This is a genomic window from Paenibacillus marchantiae, assembly GCF_028771845.1.
GTDB classification, from domain to species: Bacteria; Bacillota; Bacilli; order Paenibacillales; family Paenibacillaceae; genus Paenibacillus; species Paenibacillus marchantiae.
In genome coordinates, this window is sequence record NZ_CP118270.1 from 5,759,207 (window position 1) to 5,784,419 (window position 25,213).

A 25,213-nucleotide genomic window follows, 5' to 3' on the forward strand; every position below is an offset into this window, starting at 1 on the left:
CAATATATTTGTAAGATGATGATTCGAATGATTCTCTTTTTCATAGACGTTATCTATATTCCATTGTACTCCCCTTGAGCAGTCAACTCAAAATTTGACCCTGAAACGCATGGACAGCTTCTGAAAACCAAGCTATGATGGAATCAGGTATGACCTGTAAGCGCAACCTTTATTTTACGTCAACCTCAGGCAGAAGGAGTTTAATGGTGATGAATACTAGACTGGTCTTTGCACGATTTGTGGCGATTATTGTTCTGGTCATTCCCGGGTTAATGGCAATGAAAGGTTTTCTAATGATGAAGGACGCCCTTTTCCTGTATTATGCCGAGCATGGGAACGAGCAGATCTCACCAGGATTTCAATGGCTCTCCTTTGGTGGAGGACTTGTCCTGTTCGCCGCAGGCATGAGTTTTCTGGGAGGTTGGATTCTGTTCCGTGACCGCAAGCGTAATTATGTAGGACCCCGTTTTCGTTCAAAAAGCGCACCCTCAGCCGACAAAGCAGAGACGCCCGGTACGACTTCCTGAGTCCGGGCTTTTTGTCATTTTTTCTGGCTCCGCAACATTTCAACATCCCAACCTTACATCTGCCTTTATATGCGTTACTTGTTCAGGTATAATGCTTATTTATTCAAACAGGTATTTTGCATAAATTCAATGTTAGCATCTTGAATATGCACAATGCCCACTCTTCTATAGACAGGATGGTTCAAGATGGTCTCGTTTATCATTACGCTAAAAAGATTGCTTAAAGGCATTTTCCATGCCTTCAAGGACCAGAAGTTCCTGGCTCTGTTTGTATTAACTGCGGCGACACTTCTCTCGGGCACGTTATTCTATACTCGCGTTGAAGGTCTGCACTGGATTGATGCCCTCTATTTCTGCGCAGTAACTCTAACGACGGTGGGGCATCCGGATTTTGTACCATCGACCGGATTCGGCAAGGCTTTTACAGTCATCTATATGTTCGCAGGTATCGGCCTCACCTTCGCCATGATTGCCAGAATTACAGCAGGTATTCTATTTCCCCGCAAATTGCAGACAGAAGAGAACCCGGAGTAGTCTCCGGGTTATTCGTATAATGCATCCCGCAGCTTGGTAGACATACGCGACTCTTTGGAAGAGGACTTCAGAATCGTTCTGCGCAACGTCAGATTACTGGCTTGCAGCCGCTCCGCTTCAGCGAACAAGTCTGCAAACAACGCCTGCGCAGCTTCGTCAAGGACTGACTGTCCTTTCAAATGTTCATATCGCTCTTGTAATTCGGATAATGCTTCACTCATCGTTAACACCTCTTTTCAATCGCTCCTGGCTTATGTATTACACTGCCGTAACCAACAGCTTAACAATCCATATAGTAACACAAAGCTGCTCAGATTAGTTCTGGCTCTTACTAAAGATTTTGTGGTACTCTGTAATGGTCGCTTTTTTTTGTTGAATCCCGTATGTGAGAGGAGTAGCAGAACTGTGCAAACAGGACGAATTACCGTAATTACAGGACCTATGTTTAGTGAAAAATCCGGTGAACTCATTCGCCGTTGTCAGAAATTAATTCAATTTGGCCGTAAAAAGGTCGTTGCTTACAAACCTGCCGAAGATGATCGGTTTGCCCAAGACGAGATTGTTAGCCGAATCGGCTATCGTCTGCCTGCCCATTCCATTCCCCGGCAATTGACCCCGGAATCCGTAGAGATGATCCTGACTCAGACCAAAGATGCTGATGTTGTTGCATTTGATGAAGTACAATTCTTCAGCAGTGCCATCATGGAACTGGTCTCCGAGCTAGCCTACTGTGGCAAACACGTCATTGTGGATGGACTGAATATGGATTACCGTGGCAAGGAATTTGGATATGTAGGCGGTTTGCTCGCTATGGCGGATGATATTGAGAAACTGTCGGCATTCTGTGCCGTATGCGGAAGCCCGGATGCGGCTTTCACCCAGCGTATCGTTAATGGAGAGCCTGTAACGCTTGGTCCTGTCGTCATGATTGGCGATTCAGAAGCTTACGAGCCGCGCTGTCGCTGCTGCTTCATTCCTCCTCACAAAGTTGAATGCTGAGCTGAATCAGCTTTTCCATGATTAATCTATAGGTTCTGATCGGCGGTATCTACTGCTACAGGTTTCCTGAGATTTCAAAAAAAGCCCCCGAGGGCTTTTTTTATTATAACTCCTTTTTACCAGCATACCCTTAATATACCTCTGCTTAACTCGGTCATTTGCTCTTTCTTTGCACACAAAAAAGCACCGCCTCACAGCGATGCTTCCCATTCGTCATCTCCCGCTAGTCCCGGGAAACAAAATATTTGTTGGTCATGTAGTAAGCGTCGCCACGCGACGTTTCTACCATTCCTTTTTTTGCATCCAAAAATACAATCTCTTTGCACTTGGTGCAGTACCATTTGGTGCGCTTATATGGAGACTCCGTAACATATGCCGTGCCACATTTACAATCAATCTTCATTAATAACTCGGTTGATTTATATGCGCTGGACAAACGTTCCATGTTATCCTGCTGCTGTGTAGGCATAATTGTCTGCTGATAATCCGATAAATGATTCTGAACTTTAAAATCTGCTACCAATCCTGCATTCAATCCAAAAAACTCCTTGCCGATTTCGGTCACGAAGCGCTTCTCATTTCTGTAGCAATCCAGCCACTCAATAATCTGCTTATTTGACAGTGGAACCGTACCCTTGATACCGCTGTTTAAGGTGTAGGTCATGATGTATAAAGTATCGTCTTGTCTACCTGAGTACATTAGAATCCTCCTTCGAATACATTTGCTAATGTACTACAAAAACGCTCATAAATCAAAGCAATGTTATTTCCTGAGCGTATCTCTTCCTTATTAAATGGGTAACATTCCTCGATGTTCCGCCACTGATTTACAAGAACTGCATACACCTGCAACATTTCCCTGGGAAGTCGCATAATACACGATGGACTTCACTTTTTTACTACAGATGGAACAATATTGCCTCCTTTCCTTCCTGGGAGTGTAATCGGATAGGTTTACTACGTTTGAGTTTGATTTGAACCTGCGCACAAAGTTCAGCCATTTCATCTCTTTCTCTCTCTTCCTTGTTTGCCTTCTAAGGGGTGAATTGCTTATGCTTGGGCAAAAATTGATCCTGCATTGGTTATGTATACGATTCCAAGTTGTGCATGCCTATCTCATAATCTATTCGACGTTTTGAGCCTTTTTCCTGTTTTTGATCTCTACGCATACAAAAAAAACCGACAGAACCTGCCCCATCCTCTTGTATGAGAAAGAAACTTCCGTCGGTTAACTTGCCTTATTTATAAAACGTTCCAAGAACCTCAAGCGCGGATGAGCGCTCAATTCGAAACGGATAGATATATCCCTGATTCAGCTTCACAAACTTGCGACTCCACAGATCAAGTCCAGTTGTAAATTGGTACGCCTGATATATAAATTTGGAACAATAGTTTCGTTCAATGCTGCGCAGATTCGTCTGCAATCGATAGAATTTTACCTGCTTGTAATGATCCTGTACCCACTGCGCTGCCTTCACACCAGCCTGATTCAGACGGGAACGAAATACAATGAAACGATCCCCTTCATAAAAGCGAGTGATGTACCAATCCAAGGAATCGGCAAACACGGGCCCATAAGGGTGTACGTGATACACTTTACCGTCGAGTCCAATAATCCCCATGTGCCCGGCGTAATAAGTCGATTCCGAACTTGGCGTATATAAAATATCTCCTGGCTCCAGCTTCATTTGGCCCAAAGCGGTAATAGGCAAATCCTGATGCAGCCTTCTGGACGCTGAACGTGCGCGCCGGCCTTCCACCAGTAGTCGATGCATTTTTCCAGCAACAGCGAGATAGACTTCCGACCATTTGATGCGTTTTTTCTCACGGCCTTTGAACCACCGATGAATGAATGTGGATATACGTTGAAATTTTTTTTCCATATTGTGCACTCCACTCTAATCTGTTTGACGTTTCTTGCTGTTATTCCTAACTTCTAAGGCTCATTATAGACAGTTGATGATGTATGTTCAATTCCGGTGCCTGTTCTATGTTGTGCAGTTCGTGGAGGTTCATACCGAAAATGGAAACAAAAAAAAGCAGTTCTGGCATTAGCCAGAACTACTTCGTTTGATTCTATTCTTCCACAACACCAAGTTCTTTATTTTTTTCCTTGAACCGGCTGTTATGGGAAGACACATAGGCAACTTTCTCCGCCTCAGGGTCCATATACAGTTTTGCACTGTTCACCGCGAGGGCTGCATCCGTAAATGTACCAGCAATCAGATACAGTTTACTTCCATAATCTACAAAGTCTCCTGCAGCGAAGACACCTGGAATATTCGTTTGCAGCTTCTCTGTTGTTTTGACATGCCATTCACCAAGATCAAGTCCCCAATCCCGGAGCGGGCCAAAGTCACTCTTCATGCCGTGGTTGACGATAATCGCATCCACATCAAGGACTTCACTCTCACCAGTTTCAACATGGGATATCGTCACTTGTTCGATGATCTCCCCACTTTGACTATGTAGGGTATCAACGGCGTATGGTGTACGAATATCCACTGAGGATTCTCTCATCCTAAGTACATTTCGCTCCAATCCACCAAAGCGGTCACGACGATGCACAACCGTCACTTGCTCTGCCAGTGCTTCAAGCTCATTGGCCCAATCCACCGCGGAGTCACCTCCACCAGAGATCAGTACCCGTTTACCACGGAAAGGCTCCAGCTCCTGTACTGTATAGTGAAGATTGGTAACCTCATAACGGTCAGCTCCTTCAAGCTCCAGCTTGGCCATTTTATATATACCATACCCGATCGCCAATATGACGGTACGTGTCCAGTGTTGTTCTCCTGTATTCGATGTCAGCAGAATCGTGCCATCAGGCTGACGCTCAAATCCTTCAATTTGCTGTTCAAACACAATCGTTGGCTCAAATGTTCTAGCCTGTTCTTCCAGCTGTTTAATCAAATTTTCACACAGAATCGGGGTGACGCCGCCAACGTCCCAGATCATTTTTTCTGGATAAAAGAGCATGCGACCACCCAATTTATCCCGCGCCTCAATCAACTTGGTCTTCATATCACGCATCCCACTGTAAAATGCAGAATACATGCCGGCAGGTCCACCGCCGATAATTGTTACATCATATAATTCCAAATGCTGATCCATGTAGTTACCTCCATCAGTTCGATCCAAAGCGCTCGACTATTTGATATCGATTCTCATTATCACTCTTTTCCTAGTCTAATGGGAAACTTATCAAATTACAATGGCTAAAATTCAAACATTTCTTATACAAAACTACCATCGGTTATTTATTTGTTGATTACTTAACTTTGGGAGCTGCCAGTAGATGCTCGACAACGAAATCGATTTGCTTGTTGATGGAATAGATATCCGAGTAATAGAAGAAATCAAAATCAATCTCGATTAAACGGCCTTCTTTGATAGCGGGTATGCTATTCCAAATTGGATTATCGTTAAGGTTATCTGCCCCTTCATATACCGAACGAAACACGTAGTCTCCCATATACTCAGGAAGAACTTCCATGGACAAGGTCGAACCTGCCGCGTCGGAAACGACGTCAATTTTTTTCTGGACCGCTTCAGGTGCTTTCATTTCCAAGTACTCATATATAGCCTGAGATCCTCGGCCGTATTGCTTACTTTCTACAATGACCATCTCTTTCAGCCCACCCTCGACGATGGAGGCCGTTTTGTCCAGTATGCCTGCATCAGCAAGTTTTTTCTTGCTCTCTTCAACTTTACTGTTAAGATTGTCGATTAAAACGTCTGCTTCCTGTTCTTTTCCGAAAATGCTAGCGATACTATGAAGTCTTTCTTCCGTTGTCAATTTCTCATATGGGACATACACAGTTGGTGCAATATCTTTTAATAGCGTGTAAGTCTCTTCTGAAGGAACAATGATCAAATCCGGGTCCAGATCAATGACAGCCTCAGGGTTTGGTTCGAACCAGGTGCCTAGTGAATTTACCCCTTCAAGCTCATTCTTATATGCAGCCCCATCAAATACGTCAGACGTCGCAATAGGCTTAATTCCAAGCGCTACAACATCTCCTTGAAGATAAAGTACAACCACCCGTTTAGGATTTGCCGGGACAACAACATCACCTTTAACCGTGGAGACCGTGCGTGTTCCATTTTCGTTGTTCGTTTGACTACCTGAATCTGATGATGAAGATGCGGCTGTGCTCGTAGATGAGTTCGTATTCGTGCCTTCCCCCGTAACTGTTGTTGTTGTAGAGCCAGCGGAGCATGCCGATAAAAGCATTGTGATGCTTAAAAGTGCAACCAAAATCATGCTGGAGCTTGTTTTTCTTCTTTTCATTGATGTAGACCCTCCGTCTATATATTGATAATGATTCTCATAATCAATATATCCTCGCTTCCATCTCCAGCCAATGGACGATTCGGAGAATTGTAATGGACGATCCTCTGCAAGGGTCTGGTCTCTTATTTTCCGCTGATAGAGTGTGGGGGACAGGCCCACATGTTTTTTGAAAATACGGCTGAAATAATACACATCCGTGTAACCCACTTCTGCCGCGATTTCGCGCAGGGTTGCATCGGATCGCACAAGCAGATTCCGGGCCTTGGTCAGTCTCGTTTGAATGAGATAATCAATCGGACTGTGTCCTGTCTTCCTTTTAAATTGCATAGATAAATGACGGGAGCTGTAGTTGAATTGTTCAGCCAGAAAATCCAGAGTCACCTGTTCCCTATAATGCTCCTGGATGTAGCGAAGTGTTTGCTCAATAGGGTCTGGAAGCACTGTTCTGACTTCCTGCTCTGCCAATTGAAACAACAGCTCATAAATAAATTGGTAGAACAAACTTTTTACTTGTAGCAAGTCCAGTCTGCTCGCCTGATCCCACGCTTTCTCCAGTTCTCCAAAATAGCGCAATATAGCAAGAGGATTGCTCGGCGTAAATCCATATTGCAAAGAGAACGGAGCAATCTGAGGAGGTTGTGACAACCGCCATGTTTTACGATGAGTTGGGAACGCAAGGAATGCCCGGTAGAACAACAAGTAATATTCAAACTTTTCGCTCACCCGAATATCCAGTGATGATCCTTTACCACCATGCAGAATACAGAATCGCTGTGCTTCGTGTGTTTTCCCATCCAATTTAAGTTGAGCTGCACCCCGAATGCTGTATATAAAAGCGTTTGCCGGAAGCAAATAGGACTCCTGTATCTCCCCTACCTCCATGGCGATCCGGCGTATATCCAGAATTTTAACAGCCGCGTGATTCCAGCTTTGCATCTGTTCGTTTAATTGCATCGATTACTCTCCAATCCCAGTCTCACCAGGAACAAGACCTTGTGCAGGTCATTATTCTGCAAACCATCCTCTAACCGAAGCTTTATAGTGGTTCACTATTATTCCTTCATTATAGATGATAATAATTTTCATTATCAACTGAATTTTGACCAGGATTCAATTTCATCAACCAATGATTCGAAAGATTTACTTTTGATCCGCTGTCTTCGTGAACCAAGCTGCCAATTCCTCGGTCTGATCCAACGTTGCAATAGGGTCAAAGTACCATGAACGATCCGGACTCCAGATAAACACACGATCATTCTTGACGGCATCAAGCGAACTCCATACTGGCTTGGATTTCAATTCCTCTACAGTCAGGTTGTCTGCCGTAAGAATAATGTAATCACCGGAAAATTCGGGTATGGATTCGGACGAGACTTCAACAAGCTGATCTTTCATTAATATCTCTTTTTTGTCTGCCGGAGGATTCAATCCGAGAGCACTGTACACAGCTTGACCTCCACGCCCAAAATTATCACCAAAGGCTAACGGTCCTTTATCGTAAAATTGCATAACGGATACTTCTGCATCTGCGTCGATTGCTTCACTTACACGCTTCTTGGCATCCGCAATTCGTCCGTCGTAGTCGTCCAACCATGACTCAGCCTCTTTTTCTTTGTTCAACGCTTTACCGAAATAAGCGATCTCTTCATGGGTATTTTTCAACTCTCCATAAGGAACAACAAGCGTAGGCGCAATTTTGCTAAAAGAATCAAACAAATCAGGATCACCTGTGACAATCAGATCTGGTTGAAGTTCCAACACCTTTTCAAGAGAAATAGTTTCGTATTCACCAATATTCTCTACTCCCTCAAGTGATTTGATAAAATAGGGGTTCTTCAAGTTCATTTCCGGTGTACCGACTGGCTTGATTCCCAAAGCAATCAGGCTTCCTAAATATAAATCCACCACAATTCGCTTGGGTTCAGACGGGACCGTGATATCTCCCTTAACCGTCGAGATGATCCGAGGCTCGGAATTGTTCGATTGGCTATCAGCCGTTACTGTGCTGGTAACACTCGAAGTCCCTTTGCTTCCGGCTGTTTCTCCCCCAGAATTACTAGTTGCCCCTGGCGAGCAGGCACTCAGCAGTAAAGTAAGACTTAATAAAATACTAAGCAGCATTCCCGTTCTTGTCTGTCTATTCATGTACAATGACCCTCCGTGTTTATATTGATAATGATTATCATCATCGTTATAAACATACCTTCCAGCTCTTCCACTGGAAATGTCATTTCGCGCCAGGGCCGATGTCAGATCAGGCCATTTTAAGGTGCCCGATGTTTTCTCCTTAAACTGAAGCGGAGAAACACCTGTATGTTTTTTGAACATACGCCCTAGATAATATCCGTCCGGATAACCGATGCCTGCCGCAATCTCATCCAATGTAGCGTCGGTATGCAGCAGCATCTCCTTGGCCTTGAACAAACGGAACTGAATCAAATAGTCGATTGGACTATAACCCGTGGCCTGCTTGAACTTGCGGGACAGACTTCTGGGACTGCTGCCGACCTTCTCCGCCAAAACATGCAATGTTAGGGGCTCAGCATAAGAGGATTCCACAATTTTGATGACTTTGCTGACCTGATTCGTAATGGAATAACGAGTTGCAGCATGAGGAATTTGTGCTGATACTTGCTCTACAAAAGGATAAAAAAGACTTTTTGCCTGAAAATGATGTATGGGGTTCTTTTGATTCCATAAAGCGTGTATCTGTTTTACTTGCTCATACAGCACAACAGGTGACTCAGGGGCAAAACCATAGGTTAGCTGAAATGGATTCATGTGCTCCATCATGTTGCCCAAATCGGTTCTTCCTCCACTTGGCAAGCTTGATTTGTACATAAGGTAAAACAGGTTTAATCCAGATTGTCCAGCTTCAATATGCAGCACGCTCCCTTTTCCACCATGAAGAACATAAAAACGACTCACTTCATGCTTCTGGTCGTTTATGGTCACATAGGCTTTACCCTGGATGGTGAATACAAACGTGCTCGCAGGAAATTTATATGTTAGCTCCTCGGTTGGCCCTAACTCCATATAACGTATATCCGCAATACTCACAGCAGCATAGTTCCAGAGTATGTAATAATTATTCCACATTTCATTAACCCAACTCCGTCTAAATAGATTGACTAAACAGTCCTTCACTCATTGATAACCATTATCAATCATTATTCGCAAGTAAGCAACACACAAGTGAAAAGAACTTATTACCAGCGTATCTTCATTTGCTTCTCGTAACATCCGATATATGTAAGTAGATCCACGATATAACGAAGAAGGGGAAAAGACCATGAATTCAATTTCACCTGCCTCCAAAAGCAGCTTCACCCCCGGGAGCCAAGTCTCCAGTAGAGATAAGGAAATTCAGGGACTTATGCAGCAGAAGGTTAGGCTTAATGAAGAAGTACAAGCTGTAAAATCCAATGATGAACTGGACACTAAAACCAAAGCAGCACGAATCAAATCATTAACGAGCTCCATTACGCAAATCGACACGCAGATCGCCCAGATCAAAGCAGAGGAAATGGAGGAAAAGAACAAATTAAAACAGCCTGAGAAGACCAAAGAACAACAGCCCCAGCGCAATGACGAAGCTCAACCCCCATCCATGGACCATCTAATTAAGCACAGTCAGACTTACGATCAGTTAGGTAAACTGGTCGGTTTGCGAGATCGCATGAACAGCTCCATACAAACCATTGAAGGTGAAACCAAGTTTGACCGACTGGTTCTGGAGATTAATGCTGGCAATGATGCTGGCAAATCGATGATGCTTGAAAATGCTGAACGTACGGTATTCCAGAAAAAAAGAGAAATCGTGCAGGACATCAGCTCCCAAATGAGCAAAGTAGGTCAGAAGATTGGAGAGTTGATGAAAGAGATACATCAGCCTGAACCAAAAGAATCCGTTTCGTCTCCTACACCTTCATCCTCTGTGGAAAAGGAAAATCAGGAAGTTGTTGAGGGAAATAAGGCTGAAAATAAATCGAAGATTTCCAATGGTACGCAGAATGATAAAGACCTAGGAAAAATTCAAGAGACTCAATCAAATGAATCCCCTGCCCCTTCCTTTACATCGCTCGACATTCGGGTTTGAACAGGTGACAGAGGTGATATGTAGTTTCAGACCATATTAAAAAATGGATGTTGATTCACCATATATTTTTTTATAGTAGGCATATGTCTGAGCATAATCTAAAAAAGCTCCCGACAGCTTTCGAAGCACATAACGATCATTCTGCAACAAATAATGAGCACTGGCTGCGTTCTTGAACAAAATTACGAGCTCATTGTCGGAAACAAACTGGTTCACATTTATTCCACTGCTAAGAATGAAGCGCTGCAGATCTTCATAAAGTCCAATAGTATACTTATTAGCATCATTTGTAGAAAAGAAGAAATCTAAGCTGTCACTATGATAAGAACCGTTTTTAGTAAAAGTTACATTGGCTGACCAGCCATCAAAATCAAAAGTTAGTACTTCTTCACTCTTACTTAACCATTGCTCATCTGAATATTTTTTTAAATTATCAATATGAACTATTTCTTGACCAAAATAACTCACCAAATTACCTGCTTCGAGATACTTAGAAAAGATTAGTTGTGAAATTTCAGTTTTATTCAGTAGATCCATCTCCTTTGCACTTCTTTTAAAGCATTAAAATTTATTTCATTATAACAAGAGTAGAGGTTGTAAACGCCTCCTACATGTATAAAAAACCGTTACAAAAAGGCTATTTAAGCCCGATTGTAACGGTTTTTTAGGTTTCATTATTTATGTTAAATCATAAATTTCAATCTGCTCAATACATAAGTAATCAAGAATTATTATATATCATTCCTGATCCTTTCAGGACACCTTATTCTCAATTCTAAGCTTGTCAGCGACCATCGCGATGAACTCGGAGTTCGTCGGTTTCGACTTGCTGATATTGATGGTATAACCAAACAGGTGGCTGATGCTGTCGATGTTACCACGTGTCCAAGCCACTTCGATAGCATGACGAATGGCTCGTTCGACGCGAGACGGCGTTGTTTTGAACTTTTCGGCAATCGCTGGGTACAAGGTTTTCGTGATAGCACCCAAAATTTCGATATTGTTATACACCATAGTGATGGCTTCGCGTAAATACTGATATCCTTTAATATGCGCAGGAACGCCGATTTCATGTATGATGGACGTAATGCTTGCATCCAAATTTTTGTGCTTACCCATCGGCACCACGTTGGACTTGTTCATAAACATCGATGAACCGCCACCACCGCCTGTGGAGATCGTGGTTTGCGTGCCAACCAGTTGACGTACACGATTCGCGAGTACTTCCATGTCAAATGGTTTCAGGATGTAATAAGAAGCTCCGAGTTGCACGGCACGCTGCGTGATATTCTCTTGTCCGAAAGCCGTAAGCATAATGACTTTGGGCTGTGGAGACAGATTCAGGTTGCGCAGACGCTCCAGTACACCCAGTCCATCCAGGTGAGGCATAATAATATCCAGAATAAGTACATCCGGTACATCGCGAGTCTGCTCCAGCAACTGCAGCACTTCTTCTCCATTGTAAGCAATTCCGGTTACTTCCATGTCTTCCTGTTCGGATATATATTCGGCAAGCAAATTCGTAAATTCACGATTATCATCGGCCAGCAATACCTCAATTTTTTGCAAAACGGTATCCTCCTTTAATTTAAACATCGTTTCGTACATTTCCTTACAGGTTAAATTTTCGACACAGGGGAGGAAATTCCTTCTGTCGAAAATTATTTTTCTTTATTTTTTTTTCTCATTGCTATATAATAAATAATTTATTTCATTATCCGATATTATATGTTTCCATTCGACAAAAAAACCTTAAGGAGGTTATCCCGCCTTAAGGTTTTTTGCATTATCCTTTTTCATCATGACTCCTGCATCTTGTAACATCCACTCAATGAAGCAGCCATAACCTGATTTCGGATCATTGACAAACACATGGGTCACGGCACCGATAAGTTTACCATTTTGCACAATGGGGCTACCACTCATGCCTTGTACAATGCCTCCGGTCTTATCCAGCAGCTTCGGATCTGTGATTCGAAGCACCAGACCTTTGGTCGCCGGTTCGGATTGGTCTGCTACGTGAACAATATCAATCGAGAAACGCTCCACCTGCTGACCCTCAACAACTGTGAGAATTTCTGCAGGACCTTCTTTTACTTCATGGGAGAAAGCAACAGGAATTCCTTTTGAATACAAACTATGTTCAGGATTTCCGGACATTTTACCAAAGATACCAAAAGCCGTATTACGTTCAATATTGCCCAAAATTTTGCTTTCTTTCAGGAAATGAGCTCGTTTTTCACCCGGATCACCGGATTCACTCTTAGAGATTGACGTTACATTGGACTGAACAATCTGACCACTACCGACAACGATGGAGGTCTGCGTGTTCATATCCGTGATGACATGTCCTAGAGCGCCATATACGCCTTGATCTGGAGCATAGAAGGTTAATGTTCCTACACCTGCGGCGGAGTCACGAATGTACAAGCCAAGCCTCCAGGCTTTGTCTTCCGCGTCATAAGCCGGTGTCAAACGGGTTTTAACCGTTTCTTTACCTCGTTTTAAAACGACATCAATTCCTTTTTTGCTCTTGCCTGCAAGCTCAACAGCTTCAGCTACACCCGATACACCATCAAGGCGTTTACCGTCCATATGGGTAATCAGATCTCCAAGCTTGATGCCTGCTGATTCTCCAGGGGATACACGTTCATCTTGTCCAGAACGGACCAGATGGTGCCCTACAACCAGAATACCTGCAGATTTTACTTTGACGCCAATGGTTTGTCCCCCGGGTACTACACGCAAATCCGGAATCACATTTACGTTAACTGTTTTTACCGGAATTTTTCCCCACAACTTCAACGTTAATTTGGCATGTCCCGTTTGTTGGGGATGAAGATGCAAAGGTTGTTGCTTCGTTACGTGAACTGCAGTTTCCTTTCCATCAAAACCGACGATGTCAGGACGATCCACAACAGCGCTTGAAGCAGCCGGTACAGCGAGATGAACGTCAGCCTGCCTGCCTGCAAATACCTGAAGTTCATCAGGCAATGAAGCATAACTTTGCACAGGCTGAATGGCCTGGCTGATCACACATAGAAAGAAGGCAAATAAAAGACCTAGCAATTTCTTCCTGAGGGGGGAATTCAATGGCTGTCACACTCCCTTTGCTTCTTTCGCTTGACGAAAGGTGGTCGCCAATTGCGTACCTATAAGATAACCTCGCCCCCAGGCTTTTATTACTGTCAATCATTACGCCAGCCGCTCGTTTCACCCTTTTTTGGCTTCCGCCAAATTCAGCATTTCCTGTGCATGATGCAGAGTTTTTTCTGTAATTTCCACACCGCCGAGCATACGTGCCAATTCCTTCACTCTGCCTTCGTCTGACAGCGATTCCACTTGTGTCATCGTGCGTCCGTCATACACATGCTTTTCGATGAGATACTGATGATCGGCCATACAAGCGACCTGTGGCAAGTGAGTAATAGAGAAAACTTGGCAAGTGGAGGACAGACGGTATAATTTCTCCGCTATGGATTGTGCTGCTCTTCCGCTCACACCTGTATCCACCTCGTCAAAGATCAACACCGGAATCCGGTCATGACGTGCGAAAATACTCTTCATCGCCAGCATCATTCGGGACAACTCACCACCGGAAGCAATCTTGCCGAGCGGACGTAAAGGCTCACCTGGATTCGGAGAGATCAGGAATTCCGCATTATCTGCACCCTGACGCGTAAGGCGAATGCGACGCCCATTCCATTCGATCCCTTTTGCATCTTCAAAAGGAGTAATTTGAACTCGTAACGTCGTTCTCTCCATCTGCAAATCCTTCAGTTCACTTTCCACCTGCGCTGCAAGTTCCTCTGCACATTGTTTACGAACCCGGCTGAGTTCCTCCGCAGACTCCATGACTAATTTGAGCAATTTGTCACGTTCATTACGCAGCTTCTCCAAACGTTCATCCTTGTTCTCCAACTGGTCGGTTTCATGGCTAATTTGTTCATAATAATTCAAAATAAGTTCCACACTGTCACCGTATTTCCGTCTGAGGCCAGAAATCAGATTCAGTCGCTGTTCCACTTCTTCCAATCTACCCGGGTTAAATTCGATCTTCTCCCGATAATCACGCAACTGAAACGTCGCGTCTTCCAACTGATAAAATGCTGACTGGAGCTGTTCAACAATAGGCTGCAAGCCTTTGCTATCATATCCTGATATATCTTCAATTCGTGACAGCGCGATACTTACAGCTTCTAACCCACGTTGACCGCTAAGCAGATCATATGCACCAGCAACACTGTCCATCATTTTCTCACTATGGGATAGTTTGACCCGTTCTTCTCCGAGTAATTCATCCTCACCCTGCGTTAGAGAAGCAGCTGCAATCTCTTCAAGTTGAAAACGGTACATGTCCAGCAATTGATACGCACGTTGACTGGATTCCTGAAGTGCACGCAGTTCTTTTTCCGCCGTAATAAATTTACTGTAGCGTTCTTGATATTCCGTCTTGACTGGACCGATGATTGCTGCCCCGTATGTATCCAGAAGCCCCAGATGACTTTCTGCGCGCAACAAACTTTGATGTTCATGCTGTCCATGAATATTAATTAATTTTTCTCCGACTTCACGGAGCATCGTTAAATTGACCAATTGGCCGTTAATACGAGATGTACTTTTGCCTTGGGTATTCAGTTCCCGGCGAATCACCAGATGCTCCTCCGGTTCACAATGGATGCCAAGCTTCTCTAACGTTACCCATACCGGATGGCTTGGCTCCATTTCAAACAGAGCCTCCATCTCGGCCTTCTCACATCCATAACGGATCAGATCGGCAGAGCTTCGTCCACCAGCAATCAGACCCAAGGCATCAATAATGATCGATTTACCCGCTCCTGTTTCACCAGACAAGACATGGAATCCCGGGTGGAAAACAACATCAACTTCTTCTACAACAGCCAAATTACGAATCGATAATGTAACTAACATCTGCAAAAACACCTCCGGATGACTCACTCAGAAATTATGTTTTTGAACCATTATATTCTAGGAAATATAACCCATAATCCGCTCGATTACGGTCACGCTGTTACTTTCCGTCCGGCAAATGATGAGTATGGTATCATCTCCACAGATGGTCCCCATCACTTCCGTCCACTCAATATTATCGAGCAAGGCAGCAATGGAGTTAGCTGTGCCAGGCAAACACTTCATTACAACCAGATTGTTTGTATGATCAATGTGTAAGAAGTTGTCCACAAGAGCACGTTTCAGTTTCTGAATCGGATTATATCGTTGGTCTGTAGGTAGCGAATACTTATATCGTCCATCGTCCATGGGAATCTTGATTAAAAGAAGCTCCTTAATATCCCGTGATACAGTGGCTTGAGTCACCTGGAATCCGGATTTACGCAAAGCTTCAACCAGATCATCCTGGGTTTCAATTTCGTTTTGACTAATGATTTCACGTATTTTAATGTGTCGTTGTCCTTTCATACATGCCTCCAGTTAAAAGTTCAATGTATTGCAATAAAACGGCAAATTCTAATTTCCATAACGTTTGCCATCCTGCAATTCGTTCATTCGTTATATAAACAACTTTCAGGTTTCATTACTCCCCTTAGTCCAGATCATCTCCATCGTACACGTCTTCTTGATAGTCCATGAGCCTGATTACCTTGATATCCGATTCCTCCAAGTCCACATACAACAACCCTTCACAGCTGGGATATAACAATAAATAATACAGGAAGCGGTCTCGCAGGGATGGCCCAGTAAGTTCAAGAGGTTGCCTGCGACGGGACGTCTTCACCAGATATCTCTCATCATCACGCTCTGCTACATAATCAATGAACAGCCTGCTGAAATAAACGGATTCATCCGCTTCAAAGGCTAAAGGAATTTTCATTTTACCTCCGATGACTTCATATCCTTCCGCTTCAAGCAGATCCACTGCGGGTGAATCCTGAATTTCTAAATTCAGTTGCATACCCGACAAGTTTACTGGAATCGGACGATTAACCCAATTCCGAAAGCCAGAGAACAGCCATAAAATTAAGCAGACAGCAAGTACACCAATAACAATTGTGTCATATTGCCCATCCATCATCGCTCACCTCGAAGACATATTCGAGATTCGACAACCGATTTCCTTTTAGAATGTCACCTTTCCAGCGAAAAGAAACCCATCCTATGATGAGTTTCCTGTAAAAGTATGGGCAGCTTCCCTTGCAACTTGATCTGCAAGTGCATCAAGTGAAGCCTGAACGTTCTCTTGTTGTGTTGCCTCTGGTTCTTCCAGACGCCAGTGAGCGAGAAATTCAATATTTCCTTCTCCGCCTGTAATCGGCGAGAATGTTAAACCTTTTAGCTTTAATCCAAGCTCATTTGCGAAACGAAGCATCGTCTGCAAAACGTCCTTGTGAACCTTTGTATCACGAACGACGCCAGACTTGCCGACTTTCTCACGGCCTGCTTCAAACTGAGGTTTAATTAACGCCACAATATCTGCCGGTTGCTTTAGAAGTGCCAGCAACGGCGGCAAAATAATTCTCAGCGAAATAAAGGATACATCAATACTAGCAAAATTCGGCACAGGTCCATGAAGATCTGCGGGAGTCACATAACGGAAATTGGTTCTTTCCATTACAGTAACCCGTTCATCATTACGGAGTGACCAATCCAGCTGGTTATATCCTACATCTATGGCATATACATGAGATGCACCATGTTGTAGGGCACAATCAGTAAATCCACCAGTGGATGAACCGATATCAAGCATCACAAGTCCATTCATATCGAGATCGAAGTGACGGATCGCTTTTTCAAGCTTTAATCCGCCTCTACCGACATAGGGATGTACTGAACCCTTTACTTTAAGTTCGGCTTCCCGTGGAATCTTCATGCCCGCTTTTTCAATCCGCTCATTGTTGGCATATACCAGTCCAGCCATGATTGCAGCTTTTGCCTTCTCACGACTTTCGTAGTATCCCTGCTCAACCAGCAGAACATCAATTCGTTCTTTCGGGAGTGACATGTCTTTCTCCTATCATGTAGTAATCCTAATTAATCAATAATGTGTTCCAGTTTCTCTGATTGTTCCAGTTATGAAGGAAACCGAGTTCTGGACATACCATATGAAGATTGGGCTGCCAAACTGCGCAGCTCCGAACTCACATTCTCGACCGTGAGTCCCACTTCAGCTCTTTGATCCTCAATACTGCCATGTTCAATGAATCGATCCGGAATGCCCATCAGCTGTACATGAACATCATGCAGTCCTTGTTCTGCGTAAAACTCCAGAACTGCACTGCCCATACTGCCTGCTTGTGATGCTTCTTCAAGCACAATTAACTTCGTGCCTCGAACTGCTAGATCACGCAGCATCTGCTCATCAAGCGGCTTAAGGAAGCGGGCGTTTATTACGCCAACCGTAATACCTTCTCTTTTAACCGTCTCTGCAGCTTCTTCAGCAAGCTGTACCATTGACCCCGAAGCGATGATAGCATAACCTTCAGATGGACGAAGCTGTTCCCATGTACCGATTGGAATCGGAATGAGTTCATCATCAAGGGGCACGCCTACAACATTGTTTCGTGGATAACGATAAGCAATCGGGCCTTCATTATATTCAAGCGCCGTCTTCATCATATGGCGCAGTTCATTCTCATCCTTAGGCATCATCAGAACGATATTCGGAATATGACGCATAAACGCCACATCGTACACACCTTGATGCGTTTCACCATCTGGACCGACAAATCCGGCACGGTCAATGGCGAACATGACATTGGCATTATGACGACAAATATCATGTACAATCTGATCATAAGCACGTTGCATAAACGTCGAATAGACGGCAAATACCGGCTTCAACCCTTCCATTGCCAGTGCTGCACACATGGTTGCTGCATGCTGTTCGGCAATACCCACGTCAATCATGCGATCAGGGAATTCTTTACTGAAAGGAATGAGACCTGAACCTGTTGGCATGGCTGGTGTTACCGCAACAATTCGTTTATCCTGCTTGGCAAGATCAATCAACGTTTTACCGAACACTTCCGTATACATCGGTTTGCCTACAGCCTTAAGCACTTGACCTGATTCAATTTTGTACGGAGAAATTCCGTGCCATTTGTGTGAATCGGCCTCAGCTGGCTGATAGCCTTTACCTTTGGTTGTCAGTACATGAACCATTACAGGACCATCGACGTTATCCGCCTGTTTGAACGTTTCAATCAATTTCGGAATGTCGTGTCCATCAATGGGTCCCAAATAGGTGAAGCCCAGCTCTTCGAACAGAACTCCTGGAACCATCATGTATTTGACACTATCTTTAATCCAGCTCGCCGATTTGGCCAAACGATCCCCTATGGCAGGAATTTTTTTGAGCATTCCCTCCACATCATCCTTGGCTTTCAGATAATGGCGATCCGAACGAATTTTGCTCAAATATTTATGCATAGCCCCGACATTCGGAGCAATGGACATTTCATTATCATTGAGGATAACCATTAGCTTTTTCTGTTCATGACCGATGTGATTGAGAGCTTCAAAGGCCATACCACCTGTAAGCGCTCCATCCCCGATCATCGCGATAACCTGATTGTCTTCACCTTTAAGATCACGGGCAAGCGCCATGCCCATCGCAGCAGATAACGATGTGCTGCTGTGGCCCGCTTCCCATACATCATGTTCACTCTCGTTACGTTTAACAAATCCACACAAGCCATTATGCTGACGAAGTGTATCGAAGCGATCCATCCGTCCCGTTAGAACTTTGTGCACATAAGCCTGATGCCCTACATCGAAAATCATTTTGTCCACTGGACTGTTATAGCAGTAATGCAGGGCTACCGTGAGCTCAACCACTCCTAAGTTGGGTGCGAGATGGCCCCCTGTAACGGACAGCTTCTCAATCAGAAACTGCCGGATCTCTGCCGACAAAAGAACGAGATCATCCTGAGACATCGACTTTAGATCACTGGGTTGTTTAATTTGTGGAAGCAGCACGAGAATCTCCCCGCTTTCCTAGATTGTTTGATTTGGTGTAATCCATATATACACAGTTTATTAAATGACATTAAAACATTATAACATAAAAGAACAAGAATCATAATTTACGGCACTATACTCCTGATAACGAGCATTTTCGCCAGCAAGGTTCGTATGATCTTCCTCAATATGTATTCCCAAACCCACTTGGAACAGACTCTCTTCATGAAGCCCAGAAAAAGCACATTAAATTGATTACACGATTCTGGGTGATTTGAAACAGAGACGCTCAACCAAAACTAATGATCTCGACTCATCAGATAATCTGCAATCTCCATCAGTCTCGAAGGGTCAGGTAACTCCGCTCTGCCAAGTGCATCTTTCGCAGATTGCGTAAGGGACTTCACCTCTTGAAGAGAGGCATCCATACCAATAAAATAAGGGTATGTAACCTTTTGCTGATTCACATCACTTTGTGTCTTCTTGCCCATTTTCTGCTCGTCACCCGTCAGGTCGAGAATATCGTCCTGAATTTGGAAAGCTAACCCCAGATCTCTGCCAAATACGCGCAGCGCCTCCAACTGTCCGTCTGTCGCACCACCAATACGTGCGCCCGCAATGAGAGAAAACACAATTAAATCTCCAGTCTTGTGCAGATGAATATATTGCAATTGGGCAAGATCTGTCATGCCCTGTTCGCCTTCCATATCAGCCACTTGTCCGCCAACCATGCCTCTTGCGCCAGCCAATTCCGACAATTCCTCCACAATGGATAACAATGCGTCTGCTGACACACCACTGCGACGACCTGCCTGAACAATACTATAAAAAGCGTGCGTTAAAAGTGCATCGCCAGCCAATATAGCTGTCGCTTCACCAAATACTTTGTGATTCGTTAATTTTCCCCTGCGATAGTCGTCATTATCCATGGCAGGCAGGTCATCGTGGATCAACGAATACGTATGAACCATCTCCACGGCGCAGGCTACCGGCAATGCAGCTGTACGCTGTGCACCGAAGGCTTCCGCCGCAGCAACGACCAGAAGTGGACGAAGGCGTTTGCCCCCGGCCATAAGTGAATACTGCATCGCGTCAGCCAGTGACTGAGGCACATCCCAGTGAACAGGAAGAGTCTGCTGCAACTCTCCCGTCACCTCAGCTGTGACTTCCTCAAGATACGTTTCAAACGAAGGACGATTACTCATTGACTTCACCACTTTCGTCGACGGCAGCGCCGAACGGTTTCTTGCGAAGTTCCCCATCCTCTTCTACGATCATCTCGATCTTACGTTCCACTTGTTCTAACTTCAAACCACAAAGTTGGGAAAGTTTCATTCCGCGCTGAAACAAATCGATGGCCTGTTCCAGTGGAACATCACCATGCTCAAGCTGACCTACGATGTCTTCCAATGCCGCCATTGCCTCTTCAAAATTCAATTCCGGTTCATTCGCCATGGGTATTGTCGTCCTCCTTCATTCCCCAAACCTGACAGTCCAACTGTCCGTCTGTTAATTTAATCTTTATCGAATCTCCAGGCTGTACATCCTTCATCGATTTGATCAATCGTTGCTCCTGTTCGTCATAGACAAGGCTGTATCCGCGTGACATAACTTTGAGCGGGCTAAGCGCATCCAAATGACGTACAGATGATTTCCACTGCTGCTGCTTCGCTCTCGCAATGGATCGGATTGCAACCTCCAGTTGACGCCGGGCTGATGCATTCTCCCGTCTTGCTGCATTCACCTGTTCACGAGGATTGAACCGCTGCAGCGCTGCACGCAAACGTTCCTGTTTCTCGGTTGTCCATTTCATACGTGTATCTACAGTTCGCAGAAGACGTTGTTGCAGCATATCCAGTCGCTCCGTATGCTGCATTAAGGTACGTCTGGGATGCACAAGCACAGGTGAGCGTTGCAATCTGGCCAGTCGCTCGCGATTATGAACAGCACGCTGACGTAAACTGTGCTGCAGCTGACGCTGGCGCTGAGCGATCTGATCAAGCAGCTCAGCTCGATTGGGTACTGCCAGTTCGGCAGCAGCCGTAGGTGTTGCCGCACGTAGATCAGCAGCAAAATCGGCAATCGTAAAATCCGTTTCATGCCCAACGGCTGATATCACTGGAATGGCCGAACCCACAATCGCTCTTGCCACGATCTCCTCATTGAAAGCCCACAGCTCTTCCAGTGATCCGCCGCCTCGTCCGACAATCAGCACATCGGCTTCACCCATTCGGTTCAGGTTATTGATGGCCTTCACAATGGAAGGAGCTGCACCTTTACCTTGAACGAGTACAGGATACAGAATCACTTGGGCAGAAGGATATCTGCGTTGCAATGTAATCATGATATCCCTTACCGCTGCACCTGTAGGTGAGGTTACCACACCAATCGTCTGTGGAAAACGGGGAATCTGCCTTTTCCGTGATGTAGAGAACAGTCCCTCGTCCTCCAGCTTTTTTTTCAACTGCTCATAGGCCAAGTACAGACTTCCAATACCGTCCGGTTGCATGTGTGTAGCGTAGAATTGATATTGTCCATCCCGCTCATACACCGAGACATTACCACGAGCAATAACCCTTGCACCCTCCTTCGGTACAAAGGGCAATCGTTGATTATGGGAAGCAAACATAATGGACTTAATTCGGCTGTCCTTGTCCTTCAATGTAAAATACATATGACCGCTGGAGTGATGTGTAAAATTGGAGATCTCTCCGCGCAGCCATACATCCGACAGTACCTGATCCGATTCTAGCTTCATCCGGATGTATCGGTTCAGGTCTTTGATGGAATAGATCTTTTGATCTGCCACAGATTCGACCTAGGCCAATCCGTGAGCGCGTTTGGCCGCGATCAGTGTATTTTGCATTAACATAGTGATTGTCATTGGGCCAACGCCTCCAGGAACCGGAGTAATTGGGCCAGATACCATCTTCACGCTCTCGAAATCTACATCTCCTGCCAGTTTTCCGTTATCCAGACGGTTCATCCCCACATCGATTACAACGGCACCCGGTTTGACGAAATCGGCATCCACAAAGTTTGCACGTCCGATAGCAACCACAAGAATATCTGCCTGACGCGTAATCTCTTTCATGTTCGCTGTACGGGAATGACACATCGTTACCGTTGCGTTCTCACGTTGAAGCAGCAAGGATACCGGTTTGCCGACAATGTTGCTGCGTCCGATGACTACGGCATGTTTGCCTGACATTTCAAGACCGGTACGCTTGATCAGCTCGATCACACCCGCAGGGGTGCATGGCAACAGACTATCGTCACCAATGACGAGGTTCCCCACATTAACCGGATGGAATCCATCCACGTCTTTGTCCACGGCGATCGCATCGATTACCGCTTTCTCTTCGATATGCTTCGGTAATGGGAGCTGAACCAAAATTCCGTTAATGGATTCCTGTTTGTTCAGCTTGTCCACCAGCGCGAGCAGATCCTCTTGGGAGGTGCTTGCATCCAGACGATGAACTTCGGAATAGAAACCGAGGTCGTGACATGCTTTTTCTTTATTACGCACATATACTTGGGATGCCGGATCTTCCCCGACGAGCACAACAGCCAGACCAGGTACTACCCCCTGTTCGCTAAGCTGTTTTACTTCTGTCGTCATGCTTGCGCGGATCTCTTGGGATACTTCTTTACCGTTAATAATAGATGCTGTCATTGTACTCTCTCTCCCTTATGTGAACATATAATTAAGTGACTCACAAAATTAAGACAGTTTTGCTTTAATGGTGCTGACTTCCTGAATCATACGCCCAAGTACGCCGTTAACGAACTTACCGGATTCATCTGTACCAAAATACTTGGACAATTCAATCGCTTCATTGACGGATACTTTTGCCGGAATATCATCACGGAACACCATTTCATACGTTGAAAGCCGTAGGATCTGGCGGTCTACACGTGAAAGACGGCTAATCTGCCAGCCTTTCAAATAATCGACCAGTAATCCGTCAATCGCTTCTTTATTGTTCCAAGCGCCCTGTACCATTTCGGTCACGTAGGTACGCATTACATCTGCATCATGAATAACCACTTCGGTTTCATTGTCTTCTGCGGCTTCATTAATCAACATATTCACGGCTTCAGCTGCGCCCACTTCATTCATTTCCATCTGATACAGACTTTGTACTGCAATTTCCCTTGCCAAACGTCTTTTCATGTCCTGCCTCCTGCAGCGCTCCCTGTGGAGCGTCATCATGCTTATTTTAAAATATAAAATCTTTGATGGAATCAGAGATCTTATTATATTGTTATCCCTTTTCACAAAAAAACCTGCAATCGTTTCCTCCAAAAAACGGGCAACCTAAACTACAGCTCTATTTTCGGAAGAAACATATTGCAGGGTTCAGGTGGCTCACTTAAAGGGACGCCAGCGATCGCCGAGCCATTGCCCCCATTCCCTCCAGGGAATGAACGAGCCCAGCTTCGAGTCGCTTCGTCTGCCTAACGTATAACCGATGAACACCAAGAGTGCAAAGAACAACATATCCCAAAAACCGATCCATACATAAAGAAATCCAAAAAAGATGCCACCGACAATTCCGGTAATTCGGCCTCTGTGACTATCCCAAATCTCTCTCCACAGCATCAGTGAAACTCACCTCATTCCACTCGACTCTTGTAGTTAGGCGACTGGGTAACGTTGGCAATATACACGGTGACAAAAGAAACCGGGATACCCGTAATCTCATGTACATGATCATGTATTGCCTTCTGCAGATCGGCTGTCAGCGTCGGGATTGGCGTCTCGCCATCCACTACAGCGCGAATCATAATTTCCAGTCCAGATTCAACCACACGAATACGAGCTTTGACATCACGTACTCCCCGGAAACGGGAAGTCGCTTTGAGACAGAGATTTTCAATCGTTTCCATCGAAATCTGCACATCACCATACTCGGTACGTTGATCTACAGACGGCAATGAAGCACGATCACGCCGAACCGAGATGTAGAAAAATCGCAAACTCAGGATAAACAAAATCGCTGCGGCAACAACCGCCGCAATAATGACGTTTTGTTCCTGCTGGTAATTCAATTCGTAAGGCAGCACACCACTGATAAGAAGTATGACTGCTGCCGATATTGCTCCAACGCTTATGCTGTATATAAACAACAGAAGCCGATCCAGTATTTTAGCCACGAACTGCACAGCCTCCCTTGCTCACTAACATGGCTTAACCTGCCCTTTGGCAAAAGGATGATCCTCCGGTGCAAGCTTCCGCTTTTTATGAAGACCTGTCCAAGACGGGATAACCCCCGGCAGTGATGCCGGGGGAATCTGTCTTCTTTTATTTTACGCGCTGACTGTTCAGGTCAATTTCTTCAACTTTCTCGGTGCTCTTGAACTGAACGTCATGAATGTGCACATTAACTTCATTCACATTCAATCCTGTCATGTTCTCGATGGAGCGCTTCACGTTCTGTTGAATTTCAGTAGCCACCTGTGGCAGACGGTAACCATATTCAATAATAACGGAAACATCCACAGCAGCTTCACGCTGACCTACTTCAACCTTAACGCCTTTGGAAAGGTTTTTGCGACCAAGCAATTCAGCAAATCCACCAGCGAATCCGCCGCTCATGCCTGCAACACCTTTGACTTCAACTGTAGCCAGTCCAGCAATCACTTCAATAACTTCAGGTGCGATCTGGATTTCACCGATATCCGTTCGTTCAAATTCTGTCGGCAGTGTACTCATAACTGTTCAACACACCTTTCGCGAAATAAGTTTGCGGCCATCCGTCAGGGCGCTGGTACTCAGGCCAATCTGGCCTTCAGAACCCTTCCGGTCCGGCTTTA

26 protein-coding genes are annotated in these 25,213 nt (G+C 44.8%); 4 read left to right on the top strand and 22 right to left on the bottom strand.

What is annotated here, in order from left to right:
• Positions 1-203 precede the first annotated feature (203 nt).
• Together PTQ21_RS25930 and PTQ21_RS25935 are read left to right on the top strand one after the other, a co-directional pair.
• On the top strand, positions 204-527 hold the full coding sequence (locus PTQ21_RS25930) for a DUF2627 domain-containing protein (RefSeq protein WP_063565720.1): 324 nt from the start codon (positions 204-206) through the stop codon (positions 525-527).
• 186 nt (positions 528-713) lie between these two features.
• On the top strand, positions 714-1,061 hold the full coding sequence (locus tag PTQ21_RS25935) for a potassium channel family protein (RefSeq protein ID WP_024630972.1): 348 nt from the start codon (positions 714-716) through the stop codon (positions 1,059-1,061).
• A gap of 8 nt (positions 1,062-1,069) precedes the next feature.
• On the opposite strand, the gene PTQ21_RS25940 is transcribed toward PTQ21_RS25935, so the two are convergent.
• Positions 1,070-1,282, bottom strand: a complete 213-nt coding sequence (locus PTQ21_RS25940) for a hypothetical protein (RefSeq protein WP_063565718.1) — start codon at positions 1,280-1,282, stop codon at positions 1,070-1,072.
• Between the two features lie 184 nt (positions 1,283-1,466).
• Here PTQ21_RS25940 and PTQ21_RS25945 point away from each other — a divergent pair, with 184 nt between their 5' ends.
• Positions 1,467-2,060 (top strand): thymidine kinase, encoded by a 594-nt coding sequence (locus PTQ21_RS25945; RefSeq protein WP_024630974.1) that lies wholly within the window; start codon positions 1,467-1,469, stop codon positions 2,058-2,060.
• A gap of 223 nt (positions 2,061-2,283) precedes the next feature.
• On the opposite strand, the gene PTQ21_RS25950 is transcribed toward PTQ21_RS25945, so the two are convergent.
• The 5 genes from PTQ21_RS25950 to PTQ21_RS25970 form a co-directional block, all read right to left on the bottom strand.
• Positions 2,284-2,760 (bottom strand): hypothetical protein, encoded by a 477-nt coding sequence (locus tag PTQ21_RS25950; RefSeq protein WP_024630975.1) that lies wholly within the window; start codon positions 2,758-2,760, stop codon positions 2,284-2,286.
• Between the two features lie 538 nt (positions 2,761-3,298).
• Positions 3,299-3,943: a hypothetical protein gene (locus PTQ21_RS25955; RefSeq protein ID WP_269055892.1), complete on the bottom strand. Its 645-nt coding sequence runs from the start codon at positions 3,941-3,943 to the stop codon at positions 3,299-3,301.
• Between the two features lie 193 nt (positions 3,944-4,136).
• Positions 4,137-5,174: an NAD(P)/FAD-dependent oxidoreductase gene (locus tag PTQ21_RS25960; protein WP_079694105.1), complete on the bottom strand. Its 1,038-nt coding sequence runs from the start codon at positions 5,172-5,174 to the stop codon at positions 4,137-4,139.
• Between the two features lie 157 nt (positions 5,175-5,331).
• The gene (locus tag PTQ21_RS25965) at positions 5,332-7,311 is read right to left on the bottom strand and encodes an AraC family transcriptional regulator (RefSeq protein WP_269055890.1); all 1,980 of its coding nucleotides are present in this window, start codon (positions 7,309-7,311) and stop codon (positions 5,332-5,334) included.
• Positions 7,312-7,497: 186 nt separating this feature from the next.
• Complete coding sequence (locus PTQ21_RS25970) at positions 7,498-9,456, bottom strand: AraC family transcriptional regulator (protein WP_274567662.1); 1,959 nt, start codon at positions 9,454-9,456, stop codon at positions 7,498-7,500.
• Between the two features lie 193 nt (positions 9,457-9,649).
• Here PTQ21_RS25970 and PTQ21_RS25975 point away from each other — a divergent pair, with 193 nt between their 5' ends.
• Positions 9,650-10,456, top strand: a complete 807-nt coding sequence (locus PTQ21_RS25975; RefSeq protein WP_274567663.1) for a FlxA-like family protein — start codon at positions 9,650-9,652, stop codon at positions 10,454-10,456.
• A gap of 36 nt (positions 10,457-10,492) precedes the next feature.
• Here the strand turns inward: PTQ21_RS25975 and PTQ21_RS25980 are convergent, their stop codons facing one another.
• From PTQ21_RS25980 to PTQ21_RS26055, 16 genes are all read right to left on the bottom strand, one after another.
• The gene (locus PTQ21_RS25980) at positions 10,493-10,993 is read right to left on the bottom strand and encodes a hypothetical protein (protein ID WP_063565712.1); all 501 of its coding nucleotides are present in this window, start codon (positions 10,991-10,993) and stop codon (positions 10,493-10,495) included.
• 216 nt (positions 10,994-11,209) lie between these two features.
• Entirely contained in the window at positions 11,210-12,025 is an 816-nt protein-coding gene (gene spo0A / locus PTQ21_RS25985) for a sporulation transcription factor Spo0A (RefSeq protein ID WP_063565711.1), read from the bottom strand.
• A 192-nt stretch (positions 12,026-12,217) separates the two neighbouring features.
• Positions 12,218-13,549, bottom strand: coding sequence for a SpoIVB peptidase (spoIVB, locus tag PTQ21_RS25990; protein ID WP_063565710.1), 1,332 nt, complete (start codon positions 13,547-13,549; stop codon positions 12,218-12,220).
• A 120-nt stretch (positions 13,550-13,669) separates the two neighbouring features.
• Positions 13,670-15,388, bottom strand: a complete 1,719-nt coding sequence (gene recN / locus PTQ21_RS25995; protein WP_064636757.1) for a DNA repair protein RecN — start codon at positions 15,386-15,388, stop codon at positions 13,670-13,672.
• 57 nt (positions 15,389-15,445) lie between these two features.
• Positions 15,446-15,895 (bottom strand): transcriptional regulator AhrC/ArgR, encoded by a 450-nt coding sequence (ahrC, locus tag PTQ21_RS26000; RefSeq protein ID WP_063565708.1) that lies wholly within the window; start codon positions 15,893-15,895, stop codon positions 15,446-15,448.
• Between the two features lie 124 nt (positions 15,896-16,019).
• Positions 16,020-16,388 carry a hypothetical protein gene (locus PTQ21_RS26005; RefSeq protein WP_274567665.1) on the bottom strand — a complete coding sequence of 123 codons (369 nt, stop codon included), beginning with the start codon at positions 16,386-16,388 and terminating at the stop codon, positions 16,020-16,022.
• Between the two features lie 201 nt (positions 16,389-16,589).
• Entirely contained in the window at positions 16,590-17,435 is an 846-nt protein-coding gene (locus PTQ21_RS26010; RefSeq protein WP_072735302.1) for a TlyA family RNA methyltransferase, read from the bottom strand.
• Positions 17,436-17,503: 68 nt separating this feature from the next.
• On the bottom strand, positions 17,504-19,411 hold the full coding sequence (gene dxs, locus PTQ21_RS26015; protein ID WP_072735303.1) for a 1-deoxy-D-xylulose-5-phosphate synthase: 1,908 nt from the start codon (positions 19,409-19,411) through the stop codon (positions 17,504-17,506).
• A gap of 281 nt (positions 19,412-19,692) precedes the next feature.
• The gene (locus tag PTQ21_RS26020; protein ID WP_063565704.1) at positions 19,693-20,598 is read right to left on the bottom strand and encodes a polyprenyl synthetase family protein; all 906 of its coding nucleotides are present in this window, start codon (positions 20,596-20,598) and stop codon (positions 19,693-19,695) included.
• A complete protein-coding gene (gene xseB / locus PTQ21_RS26025; RefSeq protein ID WP_063565703.1) occupies positions 20,591-20,848 on the bottom strand; it encodes an exodeoxyribonuclease VII small subunit in 258 nt (85 codons plus the stop codon). The genes PTQ21_RS26020 and xseB overlap by 8 nt, the downstream gene beginning before the upstream one ends.
• Positions 20,838-22,151 carry an exodeoxyribonuclease VII large subunit gene (gene xseA / locus PTQ21_RS26030; protein ID WP_063565766.1) on the bottom strand — a complete coding sequence of 438 codons (1,314 nt, stop codon included), beginning with the start codon at positions 22,149-22,151 and terminating at the stop codon, positions 20,838-20,840. Before xseA ends, xseB begins: the two co-directional genes overlap by 11 nt.
• Positions 22,152-22,211: 60 nt before the next feature.
• Positions 22,212-23,069, bottom strand: coding sequence for a bifunctional methylenetetrahydrofolate dehydrogenase/methenyltetrahydrofolate cyclohydrolase FolD (folD, locus tag PTQ21_RS26035; protein ID WP_063565702.1), 858 nt, complete (start codon positions 23,067-23,069; stop codon positions 22,212-22,214).
• 48 nt (positions 23,070-23,117) lie between these two features.
• A complete protein-coding gene (nusB, locus tag PTQ21_RS26040) occupies positions 23,118-23,570 on the bottom strand; it encodes a transcription antitermination factor NusB (RefSeq protein ID WP_063565701.1) in 453 nt (150 codons plus the stop codon).
• A 195-nt stretch (positions 23,571-23,765) separates the two neighbouring features.
• Complete coding sequence (locus PTQ21_RS26045; protein ID WP_053784412.1) at positions 23,766-23,999, bottom strand: DUF2273 domain-containing protein; 234 nt, start codon at positions 23,997-23,999, stop codon at positions 23,766-23,768.
• Positions 24,000-24,013: 14 nt separating this feature from the next.
• Positions 24,014-24,553, bottom strand: a complete 540-nt coding sequence (gene amaP / locus PTQ21_RS26050) for an alkaline shock response membrane anchor protein AmaP (protein ID WP_064636741.1) — start codon at positions 24,551-24,553, stop codon at positions 24,014-24,016.
• 148 nt (positions 24,554-24,701) lie between these two features.
• Positions 24,702-25,112 carry an Asp23/Gls24 family envelope stress response protein gene (locus PTQ21_RS26055; RefSeq protein ID WP_024630996.1) on the bottom strand — a complete coding sequence of 137 codons (411 nt, stop codon included), beginning with the start codon at positions 25,110-25,112 and terminating at the stop codon, positions 24,702-24,704.
• Between the last annotated feature and the right edge of the window lie 101 nt (positions 25,113-25,213).

Excerpts from the sequence above, each read along its gene's own strand:
- PTQ21_RS25930 (WP_063565720.1), top strand. The coding sequence starts at position 204 with ATGGTGATGAATACTAGACTGGTCTTTGCACGATTTGTGGCGATTATT.
- PTQ21_RS25935 (WP_024630972.1), top strand. The coding sequence starts at position 714 with ATGGTCTCGTTTATCATTACGCTAAAAAGATTGCTTAAAGGCATTTTC.
- PTQ21_RS25940 (WP_063565718.1), bottom strand. The coding sequence starts at position 1,282 with ATGAGTGAAGCATTATCCGAATTACAAGAGCGATATGAACATTTGAAA.
- PTQ21_RS25950 (WP_024630975.1), bottom strand. The coding sequence starts at position 2,760 with ATGTACTCAGGTAGACAAGACGATACTTTATACATCATGACCTACACC.
- PTQ21_RS25955 (WP_269055892.1), bottom strand. The coding sequence starts at position 3,943 with ATGGAAAAAAAATTTCAACGTATATCCACATTCATTCATCGGTGGTTC.
- PTQ21_RS25960 (WP_079694105.1), bottom strand. The coding sequence starts at position 5,174 with ATGGATCAGCATTTGGAATTATATGATGTAACAATTATCGGCGGTGGA.
- PTQ21_RS25965 (WP_269055890.1), bottom strand. The coding sequence starts at position 7,311 with ATGCAATTAAACGAACAGATGCAAAGCTGGAATCACGCGGCTGTTAAA.
- PTQ21_RS25970 (WP_274567662.1), bottom strand. The coding sequence starts at position 9,456 with ATGTGGAATAATTATTACATACTCTGGAACTATGCTGCTGTGAGTATT.
- PTQ21_RS25975 (WP_274567663.1), top strand. The coding sequence starts at position 9,650 with ATGAATTCAATTTCACCTGCCTCCAAAAGCAGCTTCACCCCCGGGAGC.
- PTQ21_RS25980 (WP_063565712.1), bottom strand. The coding sequence starts at position 10,993 with ATGGATCTACTGAATAAAACTGAAATTTCACAACTAATCTTTTCTAAG.
- recN (WP_064636757.1), bottom strand. The coding sequence starts at position 15,388 with ATGTTAGTTACATTATCGATTCGTAATTTGGCTGTTGTAGAAGAAGTT.
- ahrC (WP_063565708.1), bottom strand. The coding sequence starts at position 15,895 with ATGAAAGGACAACGACACATTAAAATACGTGAAATCATTAGTCAAAAC.
- PTQ21_RS26005 (WP_274567665.1), bottom strand. The coding sequence starts at position 16,388 with ATGCAACTGAATTTAGAAATTCAGGATTCACCCGCAGTGGATCTGCTT.
- PTQ21_RS26010 (WP_072735302.1), bottom strand. The coding sequence starts at position 17,435 with ATGTCACTCCCGAAAGAACGAATTGATGTTCTGCTGGTTGAGCAGGGA.
- PTQ21_RS26020 (WP_063565704.1), bottom strand. The coding sequence starts at position 20,598 with ATGAGTAATCGTCCTTCGTTTGAAACGTATCTTGAGGAAGTCACAGCT.
- xseB (WP_063565703.1), bottom strand. The coding sequence starts at position 20,848 with ATGGCGAATGAACCGGAATTGAATTTTGAAGAGGCAATGGCGGCATTG.
- xseA (WP_063565766.1), bottom strand. The coding sequence starts at position 22,151 with ATGAAGCTAGAATCGGATCAGGTACTGTCGGATGTATGGCTGCGCGGA.
- folD (WP_063565702.1), bottom strand. The coding sequence starts at position 23,069 with ATGACAGCATCTATTATTAACGGTAAAGAAGTATCCCAAGAGATCCGC.
- nusB (WP_063565701.1), bottom strand. The coding sequence starts at position 23,570 with ATGAAAAGACGTTTGGCAAGGGAAATTGCAGTACAAAGTCTGTATCAG.
- PTQ21_RS26045 (WP_053784412.1), bottom strand. The coding sequence starts at position 23,999 with ATGCTGTGGAGAGAGATTTGGGATAGTCACAGAGGCCGAATTACCGGA.
- PTQ21_RS26055 (WP_024630996.1), bottom strand. The coding sequence starts at position 25,112 with ATGAGTACACTGCCGACAGAATTTGAACGAACGGATATCGGTGAAATC.